The following is a 26,705-nucleotide window of genomic DNA, read 5'->3' as shown; positions in this document are numbered from 1 at the left end:
GCTCGCGCAGCGAGGGGCTGAGGAACCGACCCATCGGCCGCGTCGGTGACGAGGCAGCTCGCGCAGCGAGGGGCTGACGAGGCCGCTCGCCCTGCCGTCCCAATCACATCCGCCACATGCGTCACCCCGCCGGGAGAGACCCGTCGTGCCCGGCTCGTAGCGACAGCTGCCTTCCCAACCGAGCTTGTCGCTACAAGCCGGGCAGACGCGCATGTGGTCCGGCGGGGTGACCAGTGTGACAGGTGTGGCGACGCTAAATGCAACCCCGGCGGTCACGAACCCGCCTACCGCCAACCGCCCATTCGCCAGTTCCTATTGCGCACAAGGCAATTAGCGTTGCGCCGGCCAACCGGGGAGCAACCGAGCCCCCACTTGTAACGGAAAAGTAATGACGAAGGCCGACCCGAAGGCCGGCCTTACAGTCTCTGAAGTGACCGCTAGCTGATCCCGCGACGCTTGCGCTTTTCGAAGAATTCCGACCAGGACGCGACGTCGGGATGCTGCTTCAGCAGTGCCCTGCGCTGGCGCTCAGTCATACCGCCCCAGACGCCGAACTCGACCTTGTTGTCCAAGGCATCCGCGGCGCATTCCTGCATAACCGGGCAGTGCCGGCAGATCACGGCGGCCTTGCGCTGGGCGGCGCCGCGGACAAAGAGTTCGTCGGGGTCAGTCGCCCGGCACAGCGCTTGCGAAACCCAGCCGAGTCGCTCGTCGGCATCACTCTTACGTACCGGGATACGGCCTACCGACGTGAGGTGGGTCCGTCGGCTAGCCGGACGATCTCCTGACACGAGCTGATCCCTTCCTCCCGGCCACAGTCCGTGGCCGCCTCCTCTGGGTACCAGCCGATGCGGCGATCTAGGCCACAATGCACACACCGGTGTTACCTGAATCTCACTGCGTATCTAAGTTAGGTGTCGGCTGGCAATTGCGCAACAGTCCGATAACGAATTTTCTGGGACGCTCGTCCAGGCTTGAGACGCTCGGCCGGTGCAAACACGGCGCGTCCGTCCAAAATGTGGCCCTGACCTGTAACGCAGGTGCAAATTGCCCTGTCAGGCGAGTAGCGCACTAGATCAACACGTGCTACAGAAATTTTTTTCCGCCGGACGGCGCGGAGCCGTGACAAAGGGTCGCTACTGTAGTACGCATGTCCGAGCGCCCCCCGGTCGCACTCACCCTGGCCAAGCTGGCAGGGTGTTGTCTGCTTGCGGCCATCGTCGCCGCGGCGCTCATGTTCCCCTTCGCCGGCGGGCTCGGATTGATGTCCAACCGAGCGTCCGAAGTCGTCGCCAATGGCTCGGCCCAGCTTCTCGAGGGGCAGGTCCCGGCGGTATCGACGATGGTCGACGCCAAGGGCAACGTCATCGCCTGGCTGTACTCGCAGCGCCGCTTCGAGGTGCCCTCCGACAAGATCGCCAACACCATGAAGCTGGCGATCGTCTCTATCGAGGACAAGCGGTTCGCCGATCACAACGGTGTGGACTGGAAAGGCACCCTGACCGGCCTGGCGGGGTACGCCTCCGGCGACCTGGACACCCGCGGTGGTTCGACGATCGAGCAGCAGTATGTGAAGAACTACCAACTGCTGGTAACGGCCCAGACCGACGCCGAGAAACGCGCCGCCGTCGAAACCACCCCGGCCCGCAAGCTGCGTGAAATCCGCATGGCGCTGACCCTGGACAAGACCTTCACCAAGCCCGAGATCCTGACGCGCTACCTCAACCTGGTCTCGTTCGGGAACGGTTCGTTCGGCATACAGGACGCGGCCCAGACCTACTTCGGCATCAATGCCAGCGACCTGAACTGGCAGCAGGCGGCGCTACTGGCGGGCATGGTGCAGTCGACCAGCGCACTCAACCCCTACACCAACCCCGAAGGCGCGCTGGCCCGGCGCAACCTGGTGCTCGACACCATGATCGAGAACCTGCCGCAAGAAGCCGACGCGCTGCGCGCCGCCAAGGCCCAACCGCTGGGCATCCTGCCGCAGCCCAACGAGCTTCCCCGAGGCTGCATCGCGGCCGGTGACCGTGCGTTCTTCTGCGACTACGTCCAGGAGTACCTCTCGCGCGCGGGTATCAGTAAGGAGCAGGTTGCCAGGGGCGGCTACCTGATCCGCACCACGCTCGACCCGGACGTCCAGGTCCCGGTCAAGGCGGCCATCGACAAGTTCGCCAGTCCGACCCTCGCCGGCATTTCCAGCGTCATGAGCGTGATCCAGCCGGGCAAGGACTCGCACAAGGTGCTGGCGATGGCCAGCAACCGTAAGTACGGCCTCGACACCGAAGCCGGCGAAACGATGCGACCGCAGCCGTTCTCCCTGGTTGGTGACGGCGCCGGCTCCATCTTCAAGATCTTCACCACGGCCGCGGCCATGGAAATGGGCATGGGTATCAACGCAAACCTCGACGTGCCGCCCCGGTTCCAGGGCAAGGGCCTGGGTAGCGGCGGCGCCAAGGGATGCCCGAAGGACACCTGGTGTGTGGTCAACGCAGGCAACTACCGCGGCTCGATGAACGTCACCGATGCGCTGGCCACCTCGCCCAACACCGCATTCGCCAAGCTGATCTCGCAGGTTGGGGTATCCCGCGCGGTCGACATGGCCATCAAGCTGGGGCTGAGGTCCTACGCCAACCCGGGCACCGCCCGCGACTACAACCCCGACAGCAACGAAAGCCTGGCCGACTTTGTCAAGCGACAGAACATCGGCTCATTCACGCTGGGCCCCATCGAGGTCAATGCGCTGGAACTGTCCAACGTCGCCGCCACTTTGGCGTCCGGCGGTATGTGGTGCCCGCCGAGCCCGATCGACAAGCTGATCGACCGCAACGGCAACGAAGTCTCGGTCACGACCGAAACCTGTGAACAGGTGGTCCCCGAGGGCCTGGCCAACACCCTGGCCAATGCCATGAGCAAGGACTCAACGGGCAGCGGCACGGCTGCCGGATCGGCCGCCGCGGCGGGCTGGGACCTTCCGATGTCCGGCAAGACGGGCACCACCGAGGCGCACCGCTCCTCCGGCTTCGTCGGCTTCACCAACCACTACGCGGCCGCGAACTACATCTACGACGACTCCCCGTCACCAACCGATCTGTGTTCTGGGCCGCTGCGCCACTGCGGCTCGGGCGACCTGTACGGCGGCAACGAGCCGGCACGTACCTGGTTCACGGCGATGAAGCCGATAGCCACCATGTTCGGCGAGATTCACCTGCCTCCGACCGATCCGCGCTACGTGGACGGCTCACCGGGGTCACGGGTGCCCAGCGTGGTCGGCCTGGACGTCGATCAAGCCCGTCAGCGCCTGAAGGACGCCGGCTTCCAGGTTGCCGACCAGACCAACGCCGTCAACAGTTCGGCCAAGTACGGCGAGGTCGTCGGAACGTCGCCCAGCGGTCAGACGATCCCGGGTTCGATCATCACCATTCAGATCAGCAACGGAATCCCGCCACCACCACCTCCGCCGCCGGAGGGTGCCCCGGAGGTCATCGGGTCGCAGGTCGTCGAGATACCTGGCCTGCCCCCGATCACCATCCCGCTGTTGGCGCCGCCACCACCCCCGGCGCCGCCTCCGCCGTAACCCGTATCGAGGCCCAAAGGGCTGCAAATCGGGCCGCAAAACGGGCTCAGTGAGGTAAGAGACACGACGTCAGACGCCTACCGGCAGTAGGCTGCCTGCATGGTTGCTGTCCTGCCTGCCCTGTTACGCACCGGCGCCGTTGCGGTCACCTCGGCCGTCGCCGGCATCGGCTACGCCTCGCTCGTTGAGCGCAACGCGTTCGTCCTGCGCGAGGTAACCATCCCGGTCTTGAGCCCGGGTTCGACTCCGCTGCGGGTGCTGCATATCAGCGATCTGCACATGCTGCCCAACCAGCGCCGCAAGCAGGCCTGGGTGCGCGAACTGGCCAGCTGGGAGCCCGATCTGGTGGTCAACACCGGGGACAACCTGGCCCACCCCAAGGCGGTGCCAGCTGTGGTCCAAGCGTTGGGCGACCTGCTGCACCGGCCCGGCGTGTTCGTCTTCGGCAGCAACGACTACTTCGGGCCCCGGCTGAAGAACCCGGCGAACTACCTAACCAACCCGGATCATCGCGTCCGCGGTGAACCGTTGCCGTGGCAGGACCTGCGGGCGGCGTTCACTGAACGCGGCTGGCTGGACCTGACCCATACCCGCCGCGAGTTCGAGGTGGCCGGGTTGCACATCGCCGCCGCGGGCGTCGACGACCCCCACATCGACCGGGACCGCTACGACACGATCGCCGGCCCGGCCAGCCCGGCTGCGAACCTGCGGCTGGGCCTGACCCATTCGCCCGAACCCCGGGTGCTGGACCGCTTCGCCGCCGACGGCTATCAGTTGGTGATGGCCGGCCACACCCACGGCGGACAACTGTGCCTGCCGTTCTACGGAGCGATCGTGACCAATTGCGGCCTGGACCGATCCCGGGCCAAGGGTCCGTCCCAGTGGGGCGAAAACATGCGGCTGTACGTGTCGGCGGGACTGGGCACGTCGCCGTTCGCGCCGGTGCGCTTCTGCTGCCGTCCCGAGGCGACCTTGCTGACCCTGATCGCCACCCCCAAGGGCGGCCGGGATTCCACCAGCGATCTGGGCCGACAGCCAACCGCGTCGCTGGTGCGTTGAGCGACCGGACCCGCATCGCGGTCCGCAATCGGTCCCGGAACTGGACGGACAACGCTGTCCGGCTGATCGAAGCCGACGCCCGTCGCAGCGCCGACACCCACCTGTTGCGCTATCCCCTGCCGTCGGCCTGGGCCGCCGACGTGAACGTCGAGCTGTACCTCAAAGACGAGTCGACGCACATCACCGGCAGCCTCAAACACCGCCTCGCGCGCTCGCTGTTCCTGTATGCGCTGTGCAACGGGTGGATCGACGAGGGCACCACGGTGGTCGAGGCATCGTCGGGTTCGACGGCGATATCCGAGGCGTACTTCGCCTCCCTGCTGGGCCTGCCATTCGTCGCCGTAGTGCCCGCCTCAACCAGCGCCGCCAAGGTGGCGTTGATTGAAGCGCAAGGCGGCCGTTGCCATTTCGTCGAGAAGTCGAGTCAGGTCTATGCCGAAGCCAGGCGGGTGGCCGACGAGACCAACGGTTACTACCTCGACCAGTTCACCAATGCCGAACGCGCTACCGACTGGCGTGGCAACAACAACATCGCGGAGTCCATCTACGCGCAGATGGCGGAGGAGCGCCACCCCATCCCGGAATGGATCGTGGTGGGCGCCGGCACGGGCGGAACGAGTGCCACCATCGGCCGGTACATCCGATACCGGCGCCACGCCACGCGGCTGTGCGTGGTCGACCCGGAGAATTCCGCGTTCTTCCCCGCCTACGCCGAACGGCGCTACGACCTCGTCACCGGCGCCTCATCGCGAATCGAAGGCATCGGCCGCCCGCGGGTCGAGCCGTCGTTTCTGCCCGAGGTGGTCGATCGTATGGTGGCGGTTCCCGACGCCGCCTCGATCGCGGCCGCCCGCCACGTCAGCGCGGTCCTGGGGCGCCGCGTAGGACCGTCGACCGGCACCAACGTGTGGGGAGCCTTCGGTCTGCTGGCCGAGATGGTCGCGCAAGGTCGTAGCGGATCGGTGGTCACCCTGCTGGCCGACAGTGGTGACCGGTACGCCGACACCTACTTCAACGACGAGTGGGTCGCCGCGCAGGGGCTGGATCCCAGCGGTCCCGCGCAGGCGCTCGTCGAATTCGAGCGCAACTGCCGCTGGACATAACCGTCCTACCTGCGGTTTGGGACAGTGGTCCACCCGTGCGATAGGCTGTCGTGGCTTAATCGGGGTGTGGCGCAGCTTGGTAGCGCGCTTCGTTCGGGACGAAGAGGCCGTGGGTTCAAATCCCGCCACCCCGACCAGACAACAATGGTCCGGCCAGCAGCGACACGGTCGGCGCTGCGGATCTTGGCGGACTCGCCGGATCCACGCCGCACCGAAGCCGACGGCTCAGCGGAATTCGTCGATCAGCTTGGCTACTGCCTGCTGAGCATCGTCGACGGTCAGCGGAGGCGTGGCGAACATTTCAGCCAGCATCATTGCTACTGGCGTTGTCCAGAGCAGCATGCCCAACGCGACGGCATGCTCACTGCTGGTCCCGGTATGCATCCGAGCGATCAATGCTGCGAGGGCCGCGCCGAGCCGCTTCAGGTGTTCTCCGCCAAGGGCGCTGCGCAATTCCTTGGTGGCGATGAGAATCTCCAATCCCGCCATCGCCTTCGGATTGGCGAATGCTTCCCAGGTCGCGCTCACCAACTCCTCGGTACCGATCGGCCGCTCAGGATCGGCCAGCATCTCGAGCGATGCGACCAGACGGTCGACTGCGTCGTCTATCACCGCGGTGAGCAGACCATCCCGATCGCCAAAGTGATGCTGAATGACACCCCAACTCACGCCTGCGCGTTCGATGATGTGCCGTGCACTGGCCGCCGAATAGCCCTCCTCACGGATGCAGCGAACCGTCTCTTCTATCAGCAGTTCTCGGGTCCGGTCCCCTCGCTGCTGTCGACCAGCGACCGGCCGACGCGGACTGGTGCGTCTGCCGGCAGTCACCCCGGTAGTCCGCTCTGCGCACCGCATTGCTTCATCAAAAAATGAGCTTAAGACACTTTGGAAAGTTTCCTGTTCGTCAGGGTCGTAGGCGTTCACCTGCGGGAAAACGCAGTGCCAACCTTGCTGTAAAAACATGGCATGTGCCATGCTTTTGCGCGTGCCGTCAGTCATCCCCCTCGCAGGCCGTACTCATGACTGAGACGATCAACGCCGACAAACAGGCAGCAGCGGCCAAGCCCGGCCTCTCGTCACTGCAGAAATCACTGTTCGGTGTCCTGGCGTTCTTTTTCGTCATCCAAGTTGTGTTCTGGTACCTCGAGTTTCATGCCGGGGTATCCCACACGGTCGCCACCACCACGCTCGTCGTTCTCGTCGTTGGCTGTTTCTTGACCGCACTCGCGCTGCCGTGGTTACCGCTCCCCGGTCAGCGTGACCGCACCAAAGCCGAGCGACTCAGCGCGATGGTGATCGTCTGGGTTTTCATCGCCCTGATCCCACGGTTCATCTGGGAATTACCGTGGCTTCTGCTTTTCGACCAGATCAAGGCTGGCGTCCAGCGTGGCGCGCTCTGGACGTACATGTGGGCGCCCATCCTGCTCGGCGGCGACGCCCGCTACCTCAACGGCGATCCGCTCATCGTCGTCCTTGAATGGATCGCCCTGTTCGTCGGGCTATTCGAGGCGTACGCGATGGTCCAGTTCTTCCGCAACGGCAAGCGTTTCACGAACACGCAACTCTCCTTCATCATGGGCGGGATGATCGTGGAGGTCACGCTGCCAGCGGTCTACTTCGGGGTAGAGATCGCCAACAACCTGCAGAGCATGACCAGCCCCGTCGAAATGTGGATCAAGTTCGTCGTGCTCAACCTGTTGTGGTGCACCATGCCTTTTGTCACGTACTTCTGGGGGGTCAGCAGACTGGCGCGCCAAGATCTCGCGGTGAAGTTCTGAGGTCGAGGAACCGAACCCCGCCAACGCGGCCCTAGGACGATCCGCGCTCTTCCTCCCGGGCGGCTTCGGCCTTGGACCGACCCTCTCCCGCCGTGCGCCGGTGTTCCGTGGCCGCGTCGCTGTGTTGCTCGCCGCCACGACCGGGCTTCGCCTTCTCGGCCCACTCATGGCCTTCAGCGATCTGTTCGTTCAGTTCAGCCGCCCGATCACCCGCGTCCGCGCGATCGCGCGCTGAATCCGGCATGTCACAACCATAGCGGGCGCCGAACGTCGCCTAGCAGACAATCGAGACGTCAAACTGTCGTCCTTACCGTAACGTGTTGGTGATGGCACCCGAGCACAGGACCACGTTCTGCCGGATCTGCGAACCACTGTGCGGAATGATCGCGACCGTCGAGGACGGCAAACTCGTCAGCCTTCGTCCAGACAAGGAGCATCCGCTCTCCGCCGGCTTCGCCTGCCAGAAGGGCATCGCCTTCACCGAAGTCCAGAACGACCCGGACCGCGTCACCACGCCGCTGCGACGCACGTCGACCGGGTTCGAACCGGTCACGTGGGATGCGGCGTTGTCCGATATCGCCGCTCGACTCGGCCGGATTTTGAAGGCCCACGGCTCGGGTGCGGTGGGCTGGTACATGGGCAACCCGGCGGCATTCAGCTACGCCCACACGTTTGCGGCACTGATGTTCATCAAGGGCCTGGGACGCCACAGCCACTACTTCACCGCCTCGTCTCAGGACACCAACAGCAGGTTGATCGCGAGCCAAATGCTTTACGGGGTACCGACATCGACGCCGATTCCCGACCTGATGCGGACCGACCTCTTCGTCGTTATGGGCGCCAATCCCGTTGTCTCGCATGGCAGTTTCTTGACGGCGCCCCGCATCAAAGACCGCATGCACGACATCGTCAAGCGCGGCGGGCGGGTCGTCGTCATCGATCCGCGCCGCACCGAGACCGCCACGGCTTTCGAGTGGCTGGGCATCGTCCCCGACACCGACTCCTATCTGCTGCTGTCCCTGCTGCAGGTGATGTTCGCCGACGACCTTGTCGACCTGCCGCGAGTGCGCCAACAGGCCGACGGGATCGAGTGGGTGCAGACGCTCTGCAAGCCGTTCACACCGGAGATGACGGCACCGCACACCGGTATCGAACCGGAGACCGTGCGCTCGCTCGCGCACGACCTGGTGCGTACCGAGCGGGCGGCGGTCTACGGACGGCTGGGCACCTGCGTCGGCCGAAGCGGCACCCTCACGGCGTACCTGATCGACTGCGTCAACCTGGCCGCTGGGAACCTCGACACGCCCGGAGGCTCGGTGTTCGGGTCGATGGAGACGGTGGGCGCGCGGTGGGTGAACACCTTGATGGGTGCGGGACTCCGTCACGACACCCGACGGAACCGTTCGCGCATCGGCGGCACGCCGAATGCCATCTTGTCCGAACCCGCCGCCTTCATCGCCAAAGAAATCACCACGCCCGGCGACCGGCAGATCAGAGCCATGTTCGTGTCGGCCGGCAACCCCGTCTTGTCGGTGCCCAACGGCGACGAACTCGAGGCAGCCTTCACAAAGCTCGAACTTTCGGTGGCTCTCGACTTCTACGTCACCGAAACCACGTCCCGCTGCGACTACATCCTGCCGACCACGACGATGTATGAACGTGACGATTTCCCGTTCACCTTCCAGCAATTCCAGGCCACGCCGTTTCGTCAGGCCACCAAAGCCGTCGTCGCCCCCCGAGGAGAAGCGCGATCCGAATGGGACATCGTCGACGACCTGACCAAGAGATTGGCACGTCAGGCGCCGACCTTCGGGGCACTAGCTGTCGCACGAAAAGCGTTGAGCGTCTTTGGGGTAACGCTGTCTCCGCGCCAGATGATCGACGTCCTCATCCGGACGTCACAGGGCGGAGACCTGTTCGGCGTGCGCCGCAACGGTTTGTCGCTGCGGCGACTGACCGAGGATCACCCACATGGTGTGGTCGTGGCGCCACACATCCGAACGGGTGTGTTACGCACGGCGGTTGCCTATCTGTCCCGACGGGTCAAGCTGATTCATCCCGAGATCGCCGACGAGGTCGACAAGCTGCTGGCCCGCAAGGATCCTGAAGGCTATCCACTGCGAATGATCGGCATGCGGGAAACCCGTTCGGAAAACTCATGGATGCATAACGCGCCGTTACTCATGCGCGGAGAGCGGGCACATCGCGCGCTGATCCATGTCGACGATGCGGCGGCCCTGTCGCTGACAGACGGCAGTCTGGTGCAACTCTCGTCACCGTACGGTCAGATCCAAATCACTGTCTCCACGACGAAAGACCTGCTGCCCGGGGTGATAGCGGTGCCACACGGATGGGGCCACAAGGGCACCGGAACTTGGAGCCTGGCCAACCGGGCCGGCGGCTCGAACGTCAATCAGTTGACGTCGAGCGCGCCGGAAGATGTCGAACTGTCCGGAATGGCTTGGCTCACCGGCGTTCCGGTCCGAGTGGACCCCATCCGCGAGCCGGTAGTTCCGGTCAGCTAGAACCAGACTTTTCGACCACCGACGGGGCGGCCGACCGCACCGAGAATCCATAAGACCACGCCGATGACGACCAGGATGCCGCCGATCGTCTCCAGAATGGCGAGCTTGGTGACCAAGCCGACGATAAACAGGATGATTCCCAAAATGATCATGGCGACTCCCCTTTGCTGAACGGTGTCCAATTGATTGGTTCACCAGGGGTACCCGACTTGCGGAACGCCCAATCGCAACGCGGCCCTTAGATTACGGGTACCCAGACAAGCCCTGAAAGATCTCGCGAAACCCGCGAGAACCGGCTCAGTTACCGAGCGGGGCGGTATCTCACCAAAGTGCCGTGTCGGGGGGCGAGCATGATGGAGCGCCGCACAATCCGTTCGGGATCCCCCCCGGCAGCCTCAAATTCGCCCTCACGCAGCAGCACATGCAAGACGGTGATCAACTCCCGCATCGAAAAGGCGGCGCCCAGACACCGTTTGATTCCGCCGCCGAACGGAACCCATGCGAACGTCTGGGGTGGCGCGTCGACGAATCGGTCCGGACGAAACTCGTGCGGCTGGTGGTAGGTGTCGGCACTGCGATTGATCGCGATGATATGGATGACGATGCGGGTGCCGGCCTCGATGCGATAGCCGCCAAGCACGTAGGGCTGTGCGGCGACACGGGCGGTGAAGGGAGCCGGCGGACGGACCCGCAGCGTCTCGTTGATCACCGCGGTCGTGAAGGCTTCCCCACCACCGCATGCTTCCTCCCGGACCCGCCGCAGCGCGTCGGGATGATGGAGTAAGAGGTCGAACGCCCAAGCCAGGGTGGTCGCCGTGGTCTCGTGGCCGGCCAACATCAGCGTGATCAGGTCATCCCGAATCTCGTTGTCCGACAGGCTCTCTCCGTTCTCGCCGCGAGCGCGGATGAGCAGCGCCAGAATGTCGTGTTGCTCCGCCAGGCGGGCGTCGTTCCGCCGTTGGGCTATCAGTGGCATGACGACGTCGTCGATGTCACGCCAGGCCCGTGCCCGCGACGGCCACACCCGCAACGTGCCGAGCCGCCGCAATGCATAACGAACCGTCAGTTGTTCGGACACACCGAGGTTCAGCAGTCGTTCGAAGGGACGGCCCAACCGTCGCACCTCATCGGGATCGTCGACACCGAAGATGATCTTGACGATGACGTCCAGCATCAGTGAGCGCGCCGCCGCCAACATTGCGAAGGGGCGGTCGACGGGCCAGTCGCGCATTGCGGCGCGGGTGGACTCTTCGATGATCGGCACATAACTGCGCAAGGCACCGCCGTGTAGCGGCGGTGTGAGCAGCTTGCGCCGCCGTAGATGCTCAGGCTCTTCCTGGACGAACATCGACCCCGATCCATAGATCGCCGCCGCCGGTCCCACCCCGGCTCCGCCGAGCAGAATGTCGGGCGGGGCCGCAAAGACCTCTTTGGCTAGGGCCGGGTCAGAGACGATTGCCACGTCGCCCAGGCTGAGGATCGGCATCGTCATGATCGGCCCGTATCGGCGGATCAACCGCAGCATCCGACGTTCGCCACCGACCAGGTAGGCGACCGCATACGCCGCCGCGTACGCGGCATGGAAACGGCGGGGCGCGGGTAGGCCTGGCGGACTGGTCAGATGGCTGAGTCCTCCCATGCAGCCTCCCGCGACCGCGGCAAGATCACGGCTAAGCGTACTAACAGCGTTAGTAGCTTGTGTGCGCCATTCGGTCAGCAGGAATCCCGATCTGTCGCACGCAGCCGACGGCGTAGCGGGCACACGTCCCGCGCCGCCGCGGTGGGTTAGAACGTTTTCAGGTTAGACACAGTCGGCGCAGATTTGGCGCCCACCGCTGGTGCTGCGCAGCCGGCTACGGTGCTGCACCAAGAAGCAGCACGAGCACATGAACTCGTCGGCCCGCTTAGGAACCACCGCCACCGTCAGCTCTTCGCCGGACAGGTCTGCACCAGGCAGCTCGAAGAAGGGGACGTCGTTGGGATCTTCGTCGACGACGACCGTGGACAACTTCGGCAATGAGGGCACAATCTCGCCGAGGGGCGAGCGGTCCCCCGCGTCGATCTCGGTCACGCGGCGTGCGTCGTAATCTGCTGTGGTGGACATGGCCGATCCTTCCTGCTGAGTCATCGGGTCGCTCATCACCCGTGGCTCAGTCAGTACCCTTTTAGATCACCGGCCACACGCGTCTACACGAAAATTTTTGGTCCGCAAATAGACGACGCGCTGCAGGTCAGGATTACTTTGCTAGGCGCGAAAGTCAGTGGCCGGCGAGGTACAGTTCGCGGCGTCCGCTCGGCAAGTCTGCAGGCTCGAACTGCCCACTCCCGGATCGGCTGCGCGACACCCATGCCAGGCCCACCCAGGGCGATAGGACGGCCAGGCAAAGGGTCACTGCCGCGACGGCGCCGTGTCCGGTGGCCAGCGCAATGATGCCCGCAATAAGACAAATTGCCCAGGTCAGAGCGAAAATCACGCCGGGCAGGCGCACTCCGTTGTCGTCGGCAGCCGTGAACTGCGTGCTCCGCTCGTTGCTGGTTGCGGTGTAGTTCATGCTCAACTCCCAAGGACAGGCAAAAACATGCCTTCAGGCCACTGTAGCCTATAGATACTATTGCTTAATTATTGAGTTGCTGTGGCCCCGTACTTCCAGCAAGACGAGGTCTACCCGATAGCTACTAGGCATAAACGTTGCCATCGTGTGCTGGCGACGTTAGAGATGAAGGCTGGTTAGAAGCTAAGGAGTGGGTATTACTGCGCTGTGAGTGATACCGCCGTACTGGTCATCGACATGTTCAACGACTACAGCCATGAAGATGCCGAACAGCTGACAACCAACGTCGAAAAGATCATCGACCCGCTGGTCGAGCTGGTTCAGGAGGCCCACCGCCGGGACGATGTCGACCTGATCTACGTCAACGACAACCACGGCGACTTCACCGCCGACCACAACGCCATCTTCAGCGCGGCGTTGAACGGCGAGCGCCCCGACTTGGTCAAGCCGTTGAAGCCGCCGCCCGATTGTCGGATTCTCACCAAGGTCCGCCACAGCGCGTTCTATTCCACCGCACTGGACTACCTGCTGGACCGCCTGAAGACCAAGCGCATCGTGCTGACGGGCCAGGTCACCGAGCAGTGCATTCTTTACACCGCGCTCGACGGCTACATCCGGCACTTCGACGTGATCGTTCCGCCCGACGCGGTCGCACACATCGATGAGGACCTGGGCGCGGCTGCCCTCAAGATGATGGAGAGCAACATGGGTGGCCAACTGCTGCCCGCCGCCCGCTGCCTGGACTAACGCCGCACCCCCGCGGCAATCAGCGGTGCAATTCGACCACCAGCGGTCGGTGATCGGAGATCGGCATCAAGTCAGCGACCGTTCCCCCGGCGCGCAGCGTTGGATCATCGGTCAGTATGTGGTCCAGCTGGCGGTCCGGCGCCGGCGCCGGGAACGTGGCCGCAAAAGCCAGCGGCCGCATGCCCGACCAGCGCTGCGCCGCCGGCGGAGTCAGGTTGAAATCGCCGATCAACAGCCTGGGGCCGGGCAGGCCGCGCACGTCCCGAACCAAGCTACGCAGTTGCCGGCGGTTCCAGCCGGGCACGAAAGACAGGTGGGTGTTGGCCACGGTGAGCGGCCCCAACGGGGTCTCGAAACGCCCGATGACGGCCGCCCGGGGCTCCTCGTCGACCATCATCACCTTGTTGGGCCCAGGAAGATACATGGGGAATCGCATGCGGATGCGAGGCAGCCGCACCACCTGCCAACTCGACGCCGGATACCGCGACAGCAGTGCGATTCCGTAGGCCGCGGTACCCGGCTGTTCAAGACCGGTAGCCGCCATCCAGGTGGCACCGGGGGTGCCCGAGATCGCGGCAACAAAGCGATGCTCCACCGCTCCCATGGCTTCTGCCGCCGCCGCAGTGAGGTCCGCTTTCCCCGACCGAGGCTGCTCGACATCGACCTCTTGCAAGCCGAGCACGTCGGGATCGAGCGCCTTTACACAATCCCGCAGCCGTTGCACGTCCACTCCGTCACCCACGGTGCGGCCATGCAGGATGTTGAAGGTGGCGACCCGCACGGCTCTGCTACACGCCCCTCAGCCGCGCTCGCCAACCAGCCGGCCGAGTTCGGCCAGATCGCGCTCGGCGTGGCTTTGGCGAATGTAGATGGTGAGGTCGGCAACCCGCTGCGCGTGCCGCCCGTCCTCGGTCAGCGGTCCCGGTCCCAGGGCACGGCCGGTGCGGGTAATGGCTTCGTCCACCGCATGTTCCACCACGGCGCGGACACGGCGGGCCAGGAGCTGCGCGGTGTCGGTCCGGTCGAACGGATCCGCGTCGATCTTGCTTGCGGCGACGGCCAGCATCGCCTCACCGGCGGCAAGCGCCGCGTCCACCGCGCCCAGGTGCGCCAGCGCATACGCGTCGGCCGACTCGCTACTCGCGCAACGATAGAGCGGGTCGGCGACGCGTTTGGCACCACCGAGCCAACAGGCCGCCACCCCGATGGCGCCGTGCCAAAATCCCGGTCGATTCACGTAGTCACCGGGTTCGCCGACCAGGACGGCGTGCGCATTCGTGAACTGCACCGACCTGGTGTCGCTGCCCGCCATCCCCGGATTCCACCAGGTAGTCGGCAAGGGCCTGATGCCGGGATCGGTGACGGTGACCGCGAACAGCCCTCGTTCGCCGCGCTTGTCGTCGATGTTCGCGGTGACAAGCGCGTGCGTGCAAAATCCAGCACCGGAACACCACACCTTGACGCCGTTGAGGGTGTACGCGTCGCCTACGACGCGGGATGCGGTCAGCACGGTGTCTGGATCTTCGGCTGCCCACACTCCCCACAGCTGGCTGGCATCCGGAGGCTTGCCGCCCAACTCATTCAGGATGGCGACGGCGTCTACGTGGTATTCGGCTATGCGTGCCGCAGAGATGTCTTCCTGCGCCAGTTGCACCAGGCGCTGCCAGCGTTCGGCGGTCAGACCCGAGGCCGGCAACGGCAATTCCAGTCTCCCGGAATCGAGCCAGTGCTGTACCACGCCTGCCGTCATGCGCAATCCTCCACCGGCCCCGCAGCGCCGACGCTGTCCAGTTGCCGCAAGCGGTCGGCGAAACCGTCAAGGGCCGGCGCGTCGATCCGCGCCGAGGTGACGACCGATGGCCTCGTGTCGCGGTCGACGCGGTAACCGGCGGCCTCGAACCGCGCGACGAGGTCGACGTCTTCGCCCGAAGACAGGGACCGGAAACCGCCTAATCTCCAGTACGCCGCGGAGCTGAATCCCATGTTCGCCCCCTGCACGTGGTCCGCGTCTTGGTCCCGGTCGCTACGCGTCTCGTAGTCCCGCTCGAGGCGGTCGACAACCTCCCACCGGTGGCGGCCCCTATCGGTGACGCGCACCAGACCCAGGTACATGTCGGCGTCGCTCTTCAGCTGCCGCACCAGCCAGTCCGGGTCCACCCTGCTGTCGGCATCGGTCGTCGCATACCAGCAGTCGGCGTCACCGAATGTCGGCAGCGAACGCACGTAGCGGAAGCCTGCGGCGCGAGCAGCACCGACGTCGCGCGCTTCCACGCGGACGAAGTGCACATCGGGCCCGTATTCTCCAGCCAAAAGGGTGCTGCCGTCTTCGGTCGCGTCAAGTACTACAACCACCGTGACCGGAGTCGGAACACACAGGCAGGCGGTCAGCACCGCACGCAAACAGGCAGGGAGATCAGCCTTTTCGTGGTGGGCGGGAATCACTACGGCTGCTTGGCCATAGGCGTGCGGGGTTGCGGCGAACATGCACCGTTAATTTCCCATTTCAGCGTCAATTAAACGAGTGCCTCATGCGAGCAGCGGCGGGCAGGTTGGCAGCCGCATGCGCAGGGTATGCCTAGTCGACGATGAATGAGACGCCTGTGGCCGACTGTACGCATTTGCGGGAAGCGCTCCGCTCCGCCGCATCGGCACTCAAGGAGCATGGGCCGCACTTCGCGCTGGCGGGTAGCTACGCACTGTGGGCGTATGGCGCTCCCGAACCCACCCACGACGTCGACATTGTCGTCGCCGAGTCAGACGCTCAAGCTGCGGCTGCGACACTCGAGAAGGCCGGATTCCGCATCGAGCACCCTCCGGAGGACTGGCTCTTCAAGGCACATTCCGGCGACATGCTCGTCGACGTGCTGTACCGCGTTAATGGAGTGACGGTAACGCCGACACTCTTGGATTGCGCCGAAGAGCGTGTGGTGCTGGCGATTTCGATGCCGGTGCTGCCGCCAACGATGGTGTTCATTCAGAAATTACGCGCACTCACCGAGCATCATTGCGACTTTACGAAGTTGCTTCCCGGCGCCCGAGCGGTTCGCGAACAACTCGACTGGGACCGGATCGAATCCGAAACCGCCGACAATCACTTTGCCGCTGCATTCCTACTGCTGGCCGGGCGACTGGGCCTCAAGAACTAGGCCTCAAGAAACTAGGCGACCGGTGGGCATGCCCCGTCCGCCCCACTCGGACGGGGCATGCCCGTAGGGGAGTGTCTAGACAGCGCCGCCCCGCGGGGTGTTGGTCACTGTTCCTGCCCCGGGCCGCACGTTGGCGCCGGCGTCGTTACGCCGCTTCAGGCCAGCGAGGCCCAAGAGACCGAGCAGACCAGTAAGTCCCCACAGTCCGGTGTTGTCGCTGTTTTCATTGTCGTCGACAGCCAGCGTGGTCGTCGTCGACGTGGGCGTCGTGGACTCGGGCGCGGCATTCGCAACGCCGGCACCGCCGAACACGAGCGCACCTGTGGCAGCCATGACCGCAACGGACTTTCGCATTTTTCCTCCATTTGTTTCGGCAGCCCGCAAGGGAGCCGCTTATCGAGAACCAGTGTGCTCTAGTCCTCAGAACCGCAACGCTTTTGGCGACATCAATTTGTTGTCGCAGGTCTATCGTTGCGCCCTAGCAATACCCACATACGTGGCGCGGAAACGCGTTTCAAGCCAGCGATCTGTTCTCGGGGACTATTCCCAAGGCGGAGTGTCATCCATCTTGGTGTAGTACTTGGCCAAGTGGCTCTTCACCCGTTCGATGTCCGACTCCGGCAGGTCGATACCGCCGCGTGACCCCTGCATGATCGCTCCGGCGGCCATCACCGCTCGCGGCACCACTCGGAGTTTGCCGTCGATCACGTCGGCGATCAGCAACTTGTAAGCGGTGAAGTTGTTTTTCTTGTCGCTGTCGTACCACACGTGGGCGTCACGATATTTCGCGTTGGGTTCCTCAGTGGCAGCAGCCCACTGCCGCACCCGCTTCTCCGCCGCCGTGCCATCCCACTTGCGATTACGGTCGGCCAGCGGCAGATCTTGGAACGCGGTGACTGTCATCGCTCAGTGGTTGCGGAGTTTGGCGACCAGCTTGTCCTTGGTCAGGCTCGAATACCCGGAAATTCCAAGCTCTTTCGCCCGCTTCTTCAGCTCAGGTACCGTCCAGTCGTTGTAGGACCCGCTCCTGCCGCCCTTGCGAGCGACCTTCGACTTCCCTTGGCCGGCTGCGGCGTTGGATATGCGCGCCGCCTTCTCTTTCGAGTCGCCCTTCTTGCGCAGGTCTTCATAGAGCTTCTCGTTCTTGATGGACGAGTTCGGCATGATCATTACCTCCTGTACGTGCTGCGATGCGAAAGGGGTGCCCCGTCGCACCGCGCTCAAACTGCAGATCGGGCATCACACCGCTTCGCCGGTCGGCGAAATGATCTGGCCGACCGGCCCTCTCACGCGGTCGGTCAGGATGCGGCAGGCAAGCGACGTCATTGCGCTCGCGACCCTTGTCGCCATGTTGTGCTTTTCGGCTTGTTCGAGTGCCTGCAAAGCCTGACGCGCGACGCTGGAGGGATGACCGGCGGGCACTCGGCCGATCACGGCCAGCAATAGGTCGCCCAAGCCGGCGCTGTCCCGGTGTGAAGGCTGCGGCACCAGCGCGACCACCTTTACCCCAGTCCCGCGCAGGTCCTGCTGCAAAGCCTCGGCGTACGTCTGTAAGAATGCCGAGCCGGCCGAATAGACCGCAGCGTCGAGGCTTGACATCCCCTTCGGAGGAGAGGCGGTCAAAACGATGCTGCCGCTGCCGTGCAGCACCATCTCGTCGGCCAGCAGACGAGCGAGCAGCATTGTCGCCCGGACGTTGTCGTCGACCTCCTCTAGCGCGCTGTCGAGGCTGCCATCCAGGTGGCCGTCGGGCGGTGGCATGCTGAGCGCGGCCGCCACCACCGGCTTGCCCATCGCTGTTGCACGCCGGTACAGCAGGTAAGCGTCGTCAACACAATGCATGTCGGCATTTACCGGCTCTACCTCGGTGCCCAGAACGCTCAGTGCGGCGGCCGCAGTATGTATTTCCTCGTCGCGATCGGCAACGATCAAGTCGTAGCCACGCTTTGCGAATTGCTTGGCTAATGCGAAACCCACGCCGCAGCTCGCGCCGGTGGATACAGCTACCCCGTCAATCCCAGCCAATGGTCGCTCCTTAGTTCCCGAATCGCCGCCCGACGGCGACCCGCGGCGCAGACCTACCCGTCGGGGCAACCCTCAAACCGATGGCGGCGGCGAATCAGCAAAGTTTTCGCATATTGGATGGCGCAGCCCTACTGAACTATCCAGCGACGCGGTTGCGCACGCGGGTACCGGGTATTCGTAGTTCATATGCAACCGGCTGATGAGCGGGCCGGCCCTGATGGCCGGCGCAACGGAACTTTGGCCATCGGCGTTTCCGTGGGTGGCGTCGAGGCTTTGTTGCGCCCGGGCGACGGTCTGCCTTACGCCGAACAGGCGATCCTGCCCAGCGAACGACTTGCCGACAATGTTTCAACGGGCAGCGATGGCTGACCTCACGCCCACCCCCGCCATTCTGGTCGACATCCGTCGCGAGCAGGACGCGACGATCTTGACTCCCGAAGGCGTACTGGACAATTCGACGTACCTGAAACTGCGCGACGTCGTCATCAAGGTCGCGCTTGACGAACGCCGCCCGGTAGTTGTCGACGTCAACTCGCTTGCAGTGCCGGCTGATGCGGCATGGTCAGTGTTCACCAGCGCGCGTTGGCACCTCAGCATCTGGCCTGATGTTCCGATTCTGCTCGTATGTGGGAACCCGCGGTCGCGACGCGTCATCGCCAGCTGCGGTGTCACCCGCTTTGTTCCTGTACACGCGACGCGTGCGTTGGCGCTCGAAGCGATCGAGGACCATCCGCTCACCGGTCGGCACCGGGCATGCGCCGAACTCCCGGCGACGCAGAGCGCGCTTCGGATGGCGCGCGATCTGGTCACCGACTGGCTCACCACGTGGGACCGGCGCGAACTCATTCCTGTTGCTGGGACCGTGGCGACGGTGTTCATCGAAAACGTACTCGCCCACACCGTGAGCGAACCGGCTTTCATTCTCGAACATCACCGAGACGGTGTGACCGTAGCGGTCGAGGACCATAGTCGCCAACCTGCGATCCGGCACGAAAATCCCGTTCGTGGGGCCGACATACTCTCGGGTCTGGCGATCGTTTCGTCGCTGTCTCGCGTGTGGCGCAGCACTCCCACTCCGACCGGCAAGACCGTGTGGGCGGTAGTTGATCGCGAAAATAAGCTGTGATGGCCGACCATCGAGGCCTCTGCGCCGTTCCCGATGCGGATGCAATCTGACCCAGGACCCGCCGCGGCTCGCATCACGTGGGATGTCCACAAAACGCACCGCCCAGAGCGCGTTTATCCAGAAAAGAACAGGGGTAATCCCTAATTTTCCCAGGTATTCGACTTGCGCCAGGAGTAACTCTGAAGATCGCGATAGTTAGTGGCGACGACATTGCCGCGGATTGCGGCCATGTCTACGACAGCGATGGCCACCAGTTGAGCGCCGCCTTGGCCTCGCTCGGACACGATGTCACCGCCTACGAGCGACGAGGCGATCACACCCGCGACGGCGCCGCTGCAGCCGAATACCAAACAGTCTCGACATCCATTGGTCCGAGCAAGCGCATCGCTCCTAGAGCAGTGCTGCCCTACGTCGGCGAATGGGCAGACGAACTTGTGCAGCGCTGGTCGTCTGAACCGCCCGACGTCGTGCATGCATACGGCTGGTTGGGCGGGTTAGCCGCTCAACTTGCGGCCCGGCGCCCAGCCCTGCTGACGGTGCAGAGCTTTTACGGAGTGAGCGCGTCACCGACGTCGGTAGAGGACACCGAACGCACACGGCTACAGCCGGTACTGGCCCGCAATGCGGCATGGGTCACCGGCGGTAGCGGTGACGACGTAGACGGGCTAGCCAAAATGCGTCGCAGCCGGGCGAAGTTGTCGATCTTGTCAACCGGCGTGGATGTCGAACGCTTCGCCCCCGTGGGCCCGGAACTTCCCCCGGCCGGCCTCCATCGTATTCTATGCTTGGCGCCAAACCCCGACCCGTGCAACGGATTTGATCGTGTCATTCGGTTAATGCCTAGAATTTCTGACGCAGAATTGGTGATCGCGGAAACCGGTCCCACCGATCGTCATTTCGATCGCGAGCGGGGAGCTTTGCAGACGCTGGCAGCTGATTTAGCCGTCGGCCATCGAATTCACTTCGCGGGCAACGTGACCGGCGACGCCTTGCCGACCCTGGTGAGATCCGCCGACGTGGTCGTTTGCCCGCCACGACACTCACCGCGCGCCACTGCTGCGCTACAGGCCATGGCCAGCGCAGTGGTTGTTGTCGCAGTGGATACCGGGGCCCTCACTGACACCGTAATTCACGGTGTAACTGGCTTATTAGTGGCGCCGGACCAGCCCGGCGAGTTGGTTTTGGCCCTCAAAACAATTCTTGCGGAACGCTTTCAGCGTCAGAGCATGGGAGCTTCCGGGCGCTCCCGCGCAACGTCGCGGTTTACGTGGGACCGCATTGCGCTTGACGCAACCAACATCTACCAGCAGGCGATTGCGGCGCAGTCGCCGGGCACGACGAGAGCAAGGGGTGAGCACTGTGCCACCGTCCGCTAGGACCAGCGCGAAACGCGCAAGTGAAATAAACGGGTCTGTTCACGAAAGCGGCCAACCCGGCCTCGGCTTGGCCGAAATGCGCGGCCTTCCGGCAATTCGCCACCGCCAGTTTCACACCATCGATCCCGACACCGCCCAGCGATTCTTTGCCAGCGCATACACGCCGAGTTGGCAGATCGGCGGGCTGGCGAAAGGCGACGCGGTCACGCACCGTCGCTGCGAAGCGGGCCTGCTCACTATCGACGACGTTCGTATCGAGGGTCGGATGACTTGCGAGGCGGAAACGGAGGACGCCGTCGTGGCGATCCGGCCTCGCGGGGGCTCTTTGGCGGTCGGTGAAAAGCCAGTCACCGACGTGGTGCTCGTCGCGTCGAACATGCCGGGCCTGCTCGAAGTGAGAAACGCCCGGTTCCAGGTGGCGAGCATCTCGGTGAAGTTGCTGCGCAAAGTGGCCGCGCAGAACAACACGCCGCTGCCCCAGCAAATTCAGTTCCTCAGCCCACAACCGCGCGCGGGCGCGGCCGTGCACACCTTGAACGATGCCCTGGACTACGTGAGCAACGCATACTCCGCCGCCGACACGGCAAATCGTCCACTGGTCGTCGCCGCCGCAGCCCAGCTGTTGACCGCCGCGCTGCTTGACACATTTCCGTCGAATCTGACCAACGTCCCGCAAGAACACAACGGCAAGGGGCCGGTGCCGCCGGCCTTCAAGGAAGCGATGGCGTTCATCCAGCGCCATGCGGGTCACGGCATTGGCGTCAACGACATCGCCGCGGCGGTGAACCTGACGCCTCGCGCCGTGCAGTACTTGTTCCGGCAGCAACTCGAGACCACGCCCACGGAGTACCTGCGCCGGGTGCGCCTACAGCGGGCCCATCACGACCTGGTGCGTGGCGACCAAGCCTCCACCACCGTCACCGAAATCGCGCAGCGCTGGGGCTTTGCCCACACCGGCCGCTTCGCCGTCCTGTATCGCGAAACCTACGGTCAGAGCCCGCACACCACTCTGACCGAGTAGGGGTCATCCGAAGTCCGTCGGCGGGGCGCCCGCGCTCGTTTCGGCGACAAGGCGCTCGGCGACCACCCGAAGCTTCGTGTTCGAGTCTTGTGAGATGCGCGTCAACAGCTGAAACGCGATGTCGGCGCCTACCCCGTACCGCGCCATCATGATGCCCAGGGCTTGGTTGATGACGGCCTTGCGAGCGGTGATTTCCTGCACCGCCTCGGTTGTTCGCGCCTGCACGTCGGCTTGGTACTGCTGAGTCTCGTCGACGTAGAAGCCCGCGATGCCGGCGGGGACGCCGTCTTTGTCGACGATCCTGTCTCCCACCATGACGACCACGTGCACGCTGCCGGCCGTGTCGATGATGCGGTGCCGGCTGCTGAACGCGGTGCCGTGGCGGCGCACCTCCTTGATCAGGTCGAGCACGCTCGGCATGTCGTCGGGATGCTTGTGGGAAAGCAGCAGCGCGGTGGTCGGCGTGACCGAGCCCGGTTGGTAGCCGTGCATCTTGGCGACTTCGTCAGACCATTCCCAACGGTCAATGCGCGACAGGTAGCGAAATCGACCCGCCGGCGACCAGCGGTGCTTTCTCCGCATCGAGTCGGCAGGCACACGCACAATGTATTCGCCGGTCCCCAAAACCGTGTCGTGTCCATCAACCGATTCGGAATCTGGACAACGGCCGCGCTCGAGCGAAGGCATGGCTAGCTCACCTATGCCGTCTTTGCCAGTTGCTGTGCGCCAGATGAGCTGTCGCTCTTGGCTACTCGGCGGATTAGCGTCCGCGTCGCTTTCTCCAGGATCTCCTGCCCAGCGGCTGGTTTACGGGCCCGCTCCGCGCGGCGCGCCGCGTTCGCAATCGTCATGCCCTGTCGATAACCCGTCACCACCCGCGGATCCACATAGGAGCCACGTGCCACCGCCGGCGTGTTGCCCAATTCCTCGGCGACTTCCTTCATTACTGCCGATTCCACTCGTTTGGCCACCCGCTGCGACACCGCCGGGTCGGCGTCGGCGAATGCCGCCGCCGCCAGCACGGTGCCGTGCCAGGTGCGCAGGTCCTTGACGCTGTAGTCATCACCGACCAACTCCTTGAATCGCGCGTTCAGATCATCGGATCGAATGTCGGTCCACCCATTTGCAGTGCGGCACACCAAGAGTCGTTCGGTGCAGTCGGTGCGCCGGACGAGCGCGCCCACCGCTCGCACCACTTGCGGGTCCTCGATTTCCCACGTGCGCCGCACTCCGCTTTTCGCCGGGAAGTCGAACTCGACCACGCTGCGTCGCACCGTCACGTGTTCGCACAGCAAGGTGGACAACCCGTAGGACTCGTGCTCCTCGGCGTACTCCTCGCCGCCGGCGCGAAAATACCCCTGGTCGAGCAGATGCAACGCGAGCGCCAGCACCCGGTCACGCGTCAGACCCCGGCCACCGAGGTCCCGCGCGATATGCTCCCGCCACGCGGGCAACTGTTTGGACAGCTCAAGCACGCGGTCAAACTTCTCCTCGGCCCGCTCCTGCTGCCACGCTTGGTGATACAGGTACTGTCGTCGCCCGGCCGCATCGGTTCCGACGGCCTGGATGTGGCCGTTGCGATACGGCGCGATCCAGACGTTTTTCCATGCCGGCGGAATGACCAATTCCTTGATCCGTTGCAGGGTTTCGGCATCCTTCCGGTCGGACAACAGCCGACCGTCGGGCGCGTGATACGCAAAGCCTTTGCCTCGGCGCTTGCGTTTGATCCCCGGCTTGTCCAGCACGCTGCGACGCAGTCGCATATCGCTCCTTAAATCCCATCAATCACACGGGAATTACCCGCGCAGCCAATGGTTCACACCCTCGTGTGTTGTTGACCGGCTATTCGCCTGGCAATTGGAGATTGCGGGTACGCAACGCGAACGGCAGCACGACCCAGGCCACGGCGAACAACGCCAGAACACAGCCCCCGGCGATTAGAGCCGCCGCAGTGCCCGCGACCGCCTCGAAAATGATGATCGCCACCCCGGTCAATGCCAGACCGAGCAGCAGCAGCCCCACGTACGCGCACCGGTGGGCAGCGGATACCAGCACGACAAGGCGGTGTCGACGAAACAGCAAGCGGTGCATGCCCACCGGGGCGATCAGAAGTACCGTCGCAGCAATCGAACAACCCACCGTCGCCAGGTAGACCACCCGCATTTCGTCGCTCAACATGTTGAAACGCTCTTGGAACGGCAGCGTTAGCAAGAAACCGGTGAGCAACTGCACACCGGTCTGCACCACCCGCAGTTCCTGCAGGAGGCTATTCCAGTTGCGGTCGAGCCGCTCGGCCTCTGTTTCATGCCGCACGCGTTGATCCCACCGCTGATCATCTTCGGGATGATCCACATCCACGCTGGTGATCATTGCATCAGCACGTGCAAAGGGAAACGGCCCGCCACACGATCGTGGCGAGCCGTTCCGGCGATTCGTCGGACAATCAGTCCGAACGAATCAGCCGGCCATGAATTCGTGGTAGGCCGACTCCAAGTGCGGCGGCAACACCGACACATTGCACTGACGCTCGGTCTCCCCGATCGGCGACAGGATTCCGCGCAGGTCGTAGTACTCGTTGGGATGCGCGGTGAAGTAACTGCGAATGTTGGCAGCCGCCTCCCCACGCGGCTGGCCGTAGGCGGCCGTAACCACCTGATTGGCGCCCGGGTGGGCGGAAAGGTACTGCTCCGCCTCGCCGCGCACGGATGACACGGTGCCGTTCACAGCGTCGGGACTGCAATCGGGCGAAGCCGCCGCCATCGGCGCACTGATAACACCCATTGCCATTCCCCCGAGCAGACAACCGGCGCTGACACCGGCAACTCGCCGGCGCGCGACGATACTGCTGAATTTCATAGTGGTTCCTTCGAATGTGCGAACTTAGATTTCGCGTGGTGAGCGCCGCCCACGTAGAGCAGCGATGAAACACCACAGTCTGGCAAGGGACCGCCCGAGGTCCCGAAATCCAAAGTAGCGAAGGCTAACGCGGCGCGCGGATGTTGTTCGCGCTCAACGAACAGCGGCATCCGGTCATCGGGGCTCGATGGCGTGACACGTGCAACGGATGTGGCAATTCTTGTTAAGCGATCGCCAAATCAGCGGGCCAATAATGAGATCTCTTAGAAAGCCGTCCAGATCCTTAAGAGAACGTGATCTTGATTCGTGACGAAACCGTTATCCCGGGGCCGTTCCAGAGTCGCGCCTTGAGGTGCGCTGCTAGCGGTTCGACTTGCCGTCCCGAACACCGGTGAGCGCATCATCCAGTGTTGGGTACAGCGGGAACGTTTTGTCCAGGCCGGTCAGGTGAATCGGTCTCCTGGTAGCCGGACCGCGTGCCACCACGCCGAATTCGGCGCTGTCACCAAGCTTCTCGAACGTGGCCGCCAGAATCTTCAGTCCCACCGAGCCGAGAAACTCCACCGCGGAGAGGTCGATCACCAGCGCCTGCGGATTGTCCGCTACCACTGCGCCGATGGCTTCCTCGAGGGCCGGGGCGGTGACCAGGTCGATCTCGCCGCCGACACTGAGCACAGCGACTCCATCGTGGTCCGCGACCGTGGCGGTGATCGAATCAGGTGCTGACAATGCGCGATCCTTCACTCCGGGCCTGACGTGTGACCAAGCGTGTTGCAAGCCTAACCCGCCACGCTAACTGCGAGAAGAAGAACACCTCAACACGTAAACGCTGTGGTGTTCAGGCTAGTCTCCCCATAGGGAAGTGCGGCCCGCGAAAAGCGATGCGCACTCGGGAGGCCTTGGGAGGTCCCATGTCAGATTTGCCCTCGGATTCCAACAGCACCACGGCGACCGCGCAGACGGTCAGTGAAGGTTTGCTGCCTCAGTTGGTCCAGCACTTGAGACGCAACCGAACTGGCTTGCGTGAGGAATGGGCGCGCAGGATCACCGAGGCGGAACTGCTGACCGCGATGACGCCCGAGGAAATATTCTCCGAGGCGACCGCCGTGTACGACAACTACGTCGAGGTGCTCGAGACGGGAAGCGTCGAGGCGCTGCAGGACTATGCACGCGACCTGTCCGAACGAATCATTCCCCGGGGCGTCGAAACCGACGAGGTGCTGGGCATCGTGCTGTTGCTGCGCGACGTGCTGGCGCGATCGCTGTTCGAGAAGTACCAGACCGACTTCGAGATGCTGAATCGCGTTCTGGATGCCTATGAACCGGCGGCCAACCGCATCGCCAACACCGTGGGCGTCAGCTTCGTCCAGGAACGCGAGCGCATCATTCGCCAACAGCAGGAAGCCATTCGCGAGCTGTCCACCCCAGTGCTGCAGGTGCGTGAGCAACTGCTGATTCTGCCGATCATCGGCGTGCTTGACAGTCAGCGCGCCCGCCAGGTCACCGAACAGTTGCTGCGGGCCATTCGCGCCAACCGCGCCAAGGTCGTCGTCATCGACATCACCGGTGTGCCCACCATCGACTCGACCGTGGCCAACCACCTGGTACAGACCGTCGACGCGTCGGGGTTGATGGGTGCCAGCGTGATCATCACCGGCCTGTCGTCCGAGATCGCGCTGACCCTGGTGACGATCGGGCTGGACTTGTCGAAGATGAACGCCGTCGGTGACCTGCAGGGCGGCATCGAAGAGGCCGAACGGCTGCTGGGTTACGAAGTCACCCGGGCCAGCGACTGATCCCAGCAGGCACACACC

The 26,705-nt window shown here is 64.0% G+C and carries 31 protein-coding genes and 1 tRNA gene; 13 read left to right on the top strand and 19 right to left on the bottom strand.

Annotated features, from left to right (window positions below; all coding sequences use genetic code 11):
- Positions 1-437: 437 nt before the first annotated feature.
- On the bottom strand, positions 438-791 hold the full coding sequence (locus BST27_RS16795; RefSeq protein WP_069418001.1) for a WhiB family transcriptional regulator: 354 nt from the start codon (positions 789-791) through the stop codon (positions 438-440).
- Positions 792-1,150: 359 nt separating this feature from the next.
- Here BST27_RS16795 and ponA2 point away from each other — a divergent pair, with 359 nt between their 5' ends.
- The 4 genes from ponA2 (at position 1,151) to BST27_RS16775 (ending at position 5,876) form a co-directional block, all read left to right on the top strand.
- Positions 1,151-3,577, top strand: a complete 2,427-nt coding sequence (gene ponA2, locus BST27_RS16790; RefSeq protein WP_069418000.1) for a transglycosylase/D,D-transpeptidase PonA2 — start codon at positions 1,151-1,153, stop codon at positions 3,575-3,577.
- A 99-nt stretch (positions 3,578-3,676) separates the two neighbouring features.
- On the top strand, positions 3,677-4,636 hold the full coding sequence (locus BST27_RS16785) for a metallophosphoesterase (RefSeq protein ID WP_069417999.1): 960 nt from the start codon (positions 3,677-3,679) through the stop codon (positions 4,634-4,636).
- Positions 4,633-5,739, top strand: a complete 1,107-nt coding sequence (gene cds1 / locus BST27_RS16780; RefSeq protein ID WP_069417998.1) for an L-cysteine desulfhydrase Cds1 — start codon at positions 4,633-4,635, stop codon at positions 5,737-5,739. The genes BST27_RS16785 and cds1 overlap by 4 nt, the downstream gene beginning before the upstream one ends.
- Positions 5,740-5,799: 60 nt before the next feature.
- A tRNA-Pro gene (locus BST27_RS16775) sits at positions 5,800-5,876 on the top strand.
- Positions 5,877-5,964: 88 nt separating this feature from the next.
- Here the strand turns inward: BST27_RS16775 and BST27_RS16770 are convergent.
- The gene (locus BST27_RS16770; RefSeq protein WP_232007194.1) at positions 5,965-6,738 is read right to left on the bottom strand and encodes a TetR/AcrR family transcriptional regulator; all 774 of its coding nucleotides are present in this window, start codon (positions 6,736-6,738) and stop codon (positions 5,965-5,967) included.
- 20 nt (positions 6,739-6,758) lie between these two features.
- Here BST27_RS16770 and BST27_RS16765 point away from each other — a divergent pair, with 20 nt between their 5' ends.
- Complete coding sequence (locus BST27_RS16765) at positions 6,759-7,517, top strand: hypothetical protein (RefSeq protein WP_069417996.1); 759 nt, start codon at positions 6,759-6,761, stop codon at positions 7,515-7,517.
- Positions 7,518-7,548: 31 nt separating this feature from the next.
- Here BST27_RS16765 and BST27_RS16760 read toward each other — a convergent pair whose 3' ends face one another.
- A complete protein-coding gene (locus tag BST27_RS16760) occupies positions 7,549-7,761 on the bottom strand; it encodes a hypothetical protein (RefSeq protein ID WP_069417995.1) in 213 nt (70 codons plus the stop codon).
- Between the two features lie 82 nt (positions 7,762-7,843).
- On the opposite strand from BST27_RS16760, the gene BST27_RS16755 reads away from it, so the two are divergent.
- Entirely contained in the window at positions 7,844-10,042 is a 2,199-nt protein-coding gene (locus tag BST27_RS16755; RefSeq protein ID WP_069418052.1) for a molybdopterin-containing oxidoreductase family protein, read from the top strand.
- Here BST27_RS16755 and BST27_RS31405 read toward each other — a convergent pair.
- The 4 genes from BST27_RS31405 to BST27_RS16740 all read right to left on the bottom strand — a co-directional run bounded on the left by BST27_RS31405 (position 10,039) and on the right by BST27_RS16740 (position 12,594).
- The gene (locus tag BST27_RS31405; protein WP_139805195.1) at positions 10,039-10,194 is read right to left on the bottom strand and encodes a hypothetical protein; all 156 of its coding nucleotides are present in this window, start codon (positions 10,192-10,194) and stop codon (positions 10,039-10,041) included. The genes BST27_RS16755 and BST27_RS31405 overlap by 4 nt on opposite strands.
- 149 nt (positions 10,195-10,343) lie before the next feature.
- Positions 10,344-11,681 (bottom strand): cytochrome P450, encoded by a 1,338-nt coding sequence (locus BST27_RS16750; RefSeq protein WP_079219644.1) that lies wholly within the window; start codon positions 11,679-11,681, stop codon positions 10,344-10,346.
- Between the two features lie 162 nt (positions 11,682-11,843).
- Entirely contained in the window at positions 11,844-12,146 is a 303-nt protein-coding gene (locus BST27_RS16745; RefSeq protein WP_069418050.1) for a DUF4193 domain-containing protein, read from the bottom strand.
- Between the two features lie 154 nt (positions 12,147-12,300).
- Positions 12,301-12,594 (bottom strand): hypothetical protein, encoded by a 294-nt coding sequence (locus tag BST27_RS16740; protein ID WP_069417994.1) that lies wholly within the window; start codon positions 12,592-12,594, stop codon positions 12,301-12,303.
- Between the two features lie 207 nt (positions 12,595-12,801).
- On the opposite strand from BST27_RS16740, the gene BST27_RS16735 reads away from it, so the two are divergent.
- A complete protein-coding gene (locus tag BST27_RS16735; protein WP_069417993.1) occupies positions 12,802-13,341 on the top strand; it encodes a cysteine hydrolase family protein in 540 nt (179 codons plus the stop codon).
- Between the two features lie 19 nt (positions 13,342-13,360).
- On the opposite strand, the gene BST27_RS16730 is transcribed toward BST27_RS16735, so the two are convergent.
- The 3 genes from BST27_RS16730 to BST27_RS16720 are packed head-to-tail and all read right to left on the bottom strand — an operon-like array spanning position 13,361 to position 15,825.
- The gene (locus tag BST27_RS16730; RefSeq protein WP_069417992.1) at positions 13,361-14,122 is read right to left on the bottom strand and encodes an endonuclease/exonuclease/phosphatase family protein; all 762 of its coding nucleotides are present in this window, start codon (positions 14,120-14,122) and stop codon (positions 13,361-13,363) included.
- A gap of 18 nt (positions 14,123-14,140) precedes the next feature.
- Positions 14,141-15,091 carry an acyl-CoA dehydrogenase family protein gene (locus BST27_RS16725; RefSeq protein ID WP_069417991.1) on the bottom strand — a complete coding sequence of 317 codons (951 nt, stop codon included), beginning with the start codon at positions 15,089-15,091 and terminating at the stop codon, positions 14,141-14,143.
- Positions 15,088-15,825, bottom strand: a complete 738-nt coding sequence (locus BST27_RS16720; protein ID WP_069417990.1) for a glycosyltransferase family 2 protein — start codon at positions 15,823-15,825, stop codon at positions 15,088-15,090. Before BST27_RS16720 ends, BST27_RS16725 begins: the two co-directional genes overlap by 4 nt.
- 116 nt (positions 15,826-15,941) lie before the next feature.
- On the opposite strand from BST27_RS16720, the gene BST27_RS16715 reads away from it, so the two are divergent.
- The gene (locus tag BST27_RS16715; protein WP_372515523.1) at positions 15,942-16,487 is read left to right on the top strand and encodes a nucleotidyltransferase; all 546 of its coding nucleotides are present in this window, start codon (positions 15,942-15,944) and stop codon (positions 16,485-16,487) included.
- A 75-nt stretch (positions 16,488-16,562) separates the two neighbouring features.
- Here BST27_RS16715 and BST27_RS16710 read toward each other — a convergent pair whose 3' ends face one another.
- The 4 genes from BST27_RS16710 to BST27_RS16695 form a co-directional block, all read right to left on the bottom strand.
- Positions 16,563-16,841: a WGxxGxxG family protein gene (locus tag BST27_RS16710; protein ID WP_069417988.1), complete on the bottom strand. Its 279-nt coding sequence runs from the start codon at positions 16,839-16,841 to the stop codon at positions 16,563-16,565.
- A gap of 186 nt (positions 16,842-17,027) precedes the next feature.
- Positions 17,028-17,390, bottom strand: a complete 363-nt coding sequence (locus tag BST27_RS16705) for a hypothetical protein (protein ID WP_069417987.1) — start codon at positions 17,388-17,390, stop codon at positions 17,028-17,030.
- Between the two features lie 3 nt (positions 17,391-17,393).
- Positions 17,394-17,651, bottom strand: coding sequence for a DUF7218 family protein (locus tag BST27_RS16700; RefSeq protein WP_069418049.1), 258 nt, complete (start codon positions 17,649-17,651; stop codon positions 17,394-17,396).
- 75 nt (positions 17,652-17,726) lie between these two features.
- Entirely contained in the window at positions 17,727-18,512 is a 786-nt protein-coding gene (locus tag BST27_RS16695) for an SDR family NAD(P)-dependent oxidoreductase (protein WP_069417986.1), read from the bottom strand.
- Positions 18,513-18,698: 186 nt separating this feature from the next.
- Here BST27_RS16695 and BST27_RS16690 point away from each other — a divergent pair, with 186 nt between their 5' ends.
- The 4 genes from BST27_RS16690 to BST27_RS16675 all read left to right on the top strand — a co-directional run bounded on the left by BST27_RS16690 (position 18,699) and on the right by BST27_RS16675 (position 22,035).
- Positions 18,699-18,881 (top strand): hypothetical protein, encoded by a 183-nt coding sequence (locus BST27_RS16690; protein ID WP_069417985.1) that lies wholly within the window; start codon positions 18,699-18,701, stop codon positions 18,879-18,881.
- A complete protein-coding gene (locus BST27_RS16685) occupies positions 18,874-19,638 on the top strand; it encodes an STAS domain-containing protein (RefSeq protein WP_069417984.1) in 765 nt (254 codons plus the stop codon). The genes BST27_RS16690 and BST27_RS16685 overlap by 8 nt, the downstream gene beginning before the upstream one ends.
- A 179-nt stretch (positions 19,639-19,817) precedes the next feature.
- On the top strand, positions 19,818-21,014 hold the full coding sequence (locus BST27_RS16680) for a glycosyltransferase (RefSeq protein ID WP_069417983.1): 1,197 nt from the start codon (positions 19,818-19,820) through the stop codon (positions 21,012-21,014).
- Between the two features lie 76 nt (positions 21,015-21,090).
- Complete coding sequence (locus BST27_RS16675; protein ID WP_232007193.1) at positions 21,091-22,035, top strand: helix-turn-helix transcriptional regulator; 945 nt, start codon at positions 21,091-21,093, stop codon at positions 22,033-22,035.
- Positions 22,036-22,038: 3 nt separating this feature from the next.
- Here BST27_RS16675 and BST27_RS16670 read toward each other — a convergent pair whose 3' ends face one another.
- From BST27_RS16670 to BST27_RS16650, 5 genes are all read right to left on the bottom strand, one after another.
- Positions 22,039-22,632: a PAS and ANTAR domain-containing protein gene (locus BST27_RS16670; RefSeq protein WP_232007192.1), complete on the bottom strand. Its 594-nt coding sequence runs from the start codon at positions 22,630-22,632 to the stop codon at positions 22,039-22,041.
- 101 nt (positions 22,633-22,733) lie between these two features.
- Positions 22,734-23,798, bottom strand: coding sequence for a DNA topoisomerase IB (locus BST27_RS16665; RefSeq protein WP_069417981.1), 1,065 nt, complete (start codon positions 23,796-23,798; stop codon positions 22,734-22,736).
- A gap of 79 nt (positions 23,799-23,877) precedes the next feature.
- Positions 23,878-24,405, bottom strand: a complete 528-nt coding sequence (locus BST27_RS16660) for a DUF6328 family protein (protein ID WP_197518073.1) — start codon at positions 24,403-24,405, stop codon at positions 23,878-23,880.
- A gap of 87 nt (positions 24,406-24,492) precedes the next feature.
- The gene (locus BST27_RS16655) at positions 24,493-24,891 is read right to left on the bottom strand and encodes a heme-binding protein (protein ID WP_069417980.1); all 399 of its coding nucleotides are present in this window, start codon (positions 24,889-24,891) and stop codon (positions 24,493-24,495) included.
- Between the two features lie 360 nt (positions 24,892-25,251).
- Positions 25,252-25,620, bottom strand: a complete 369-nt coding sequence (locus BST27_RS16650) for an STAS domain-containing protein (protein WP_069418046.1) — start codon at positions 25,618-25,620, stop codon at positions 25,252-25,254.
- Between the two features lie 182 nt (positions 25,621-25,802).
- Between BST27_RS16650 and BST27_RS16645 the strand changes: the two genes are divergently transcribed.
- Entirely contained in the window at positions 25,803-26,687 is an 885-nt protein-coding gene (locus tag BST27_RS16645) for an STAS domain-containing protein (RefSeq protein WP_069417979.1), read from the top strand.
- Positions 26,688-26,705 lie beyond the last annotated feature (18 nt).

This window comes from Mycobacterium intermedium, from assembly GCF_002086275.1.
Lineage (GTDB): Bacteria > Actinomycetota > Actinomycetes > Mycobacteriales > Mycobacteriaceae > Mycobacterium > Mycobacterium intermedium.
Note: the sequence above shows the minus strand (reverse complement) of the source record. Positions and strands in the feature narration are given on the sequence as shown.

Excerpts from the sequence above, each read along its gene's own strand:
- BST27_RS16750 (WP_079219644.1), bottom strand. The coding sequence starts at position 11,681 with ATGGGAGGACTCAGCCATCTGACCAGTCCGCCAGGCCTACCCGCGCCC.
- ponA2 (WP_069418000.1), top strand. The coding sequence starts at position 1,151 with ATGTCCGAGCGCCCCCCGGTCGCACTCACCCTGGCCAAGCTGGCAGGG.
- BST27_RS16785 (WP_069417999.1), top strand. The coding sequence starts at position 3,677 with ATGGTTGCTGTCCTGCCTGCCCTGTTACGCACCGGCGCCGTTGCGGTC.
- BST27_RS16660 (WP_197518073.1), bottom strand. The coding sequence starts at position 24,405 with ATGATCACCAGCGTGGATGTGGATCATCCCGAAGATGATCAGCGGTGG.
- BST27_RS16720 (WP_069417990.1), bottom strand. The coding sequence starts at position 15,825 with ATGTTCGCCGCAACCCCGCACGCCTATGGCCAAGCAGCCGTAGTGATT.
- BST27_RS16645 (WP_069417979.1), top strand. The coding sequence starts at position 25,803 with ATGTCAGATTTGCCCTCGGATTCCAACAGCACCACGGCGACCGCGCAG.
- BST27_RS31405 (WP_139805195.1), bottom strand. The coding sequence starts at position 10,194 with ATGATCATTTTGGGAATCATCCTGTTTATCGTCGGCTTGGTCACCAAG.
- BST27_RS16665 (WP_069417981.1), bottom strand. The coding sequence starts at position 23,798 with ATGCGACTGCGTCGCAGCGTGCTGGACAAGCCGGGGATCAAACGCAAG.
- BST27_RS16745 (WP_069418050.1), bottom strand. The coding sequence starts at position 12,146 with ATGTCCACCACAGCAGATTACGACGCACGCCGCGTGACCGAGATCGAC.
- BST27_RS16690 (WP_069417985.1), top strand. The coding sequence starts at position 18,699 with ATGCAACCGGCTGATGAGCGGGCCGGCCCTGATGGCCGGCGCAACGGA.
- BST27_RS16755 (WP_069418052.1), top strand. The coding sequence starts at position 7,844 with ATGGCACCCGAGCACAGGACCACGTTCTGCCGGATCTGCGAACCACTG.
- BST27_RS16705 (WP_069417987.1), bottom strand. The coding sequence starts at position 17,390 with ATGACAGTCACCGCGTTCCAAGATCTGCCGCTGGCCGACCGTAATCGC.
- BST27_RS16740 (WP_069417994.1), bottom strand. The coding sequence starts at position 12,594 with ATGAACTACACCGCAACCAGCAACGAGCGGAGCACGCAGTTCACGGCT.
- BST27_RS16760 (WP_069417995.1), bottom strand. The coding sequence starts at position 7,761 with ATGCCGGATTCAGCGCGCGATCGCGCGGACGCGGGTGATCGGGCGGCT.
- BST27_RS16725 (WP_069417991.1), bottom strand. The coding sequence starts at position 15,091 with ATGACGGCAGGCGTGGTACAGCACTGGCTCGATTCCGGGAGACTGGAA.
- BST27_RS16765 (WP_069417996.1), top strand. The coding sequence starts at position 6,759 with ATGACTGAGACGATCAACGCCGACAAACAGGCAGCAGCGGCCAAGCCC.
- BST27_RS16685 (WP_069417984.1), top strand. The coding sequence starts at position 18,874 with ATGGCTGACCTCACGCCCACCCCCGCCATTCTGGTCGACATCCGTCGC.
- BST27_RS16770 (WP_232007194.1), bottom strand. The coding sequence starts at position 6,738 with ATGACTGACGGCACGCGCAAAAGCATGGCACATGCCATGTTTTTACAG.
- BST27_RS16710 (WP_069417988.1), bottom strand. The coding sequence starts at position 16,841 with ATGCGAAAGTCCGTTGCGGTCATGGCTGCCACAGGTGCGCTCGTGTTC.
- BST27_RS16700 (WP_069418049.1), bottom strand. The coding sequence starts at position 17,651 with ATGCCGAACTCGTCCATCAAGAACGAGAAGCTCTATGAAGACCTGCGC.
- BST27_RS16675 (WP_232007193.1), top strand. The coding sequence starts at position 21,091 with ATGCGCGGCCTTCCGGCAATTCGCCACCGCCAGTTTCACACCATCGAT.
- BST27_RS16655 (WP_069417980.1), bottom strand. The coding sequence starts at position 24,891 with ATGAAATTCAGCAGTATCGTCGCGCGCCGGCGAGTTGCCGGTGTCAGC.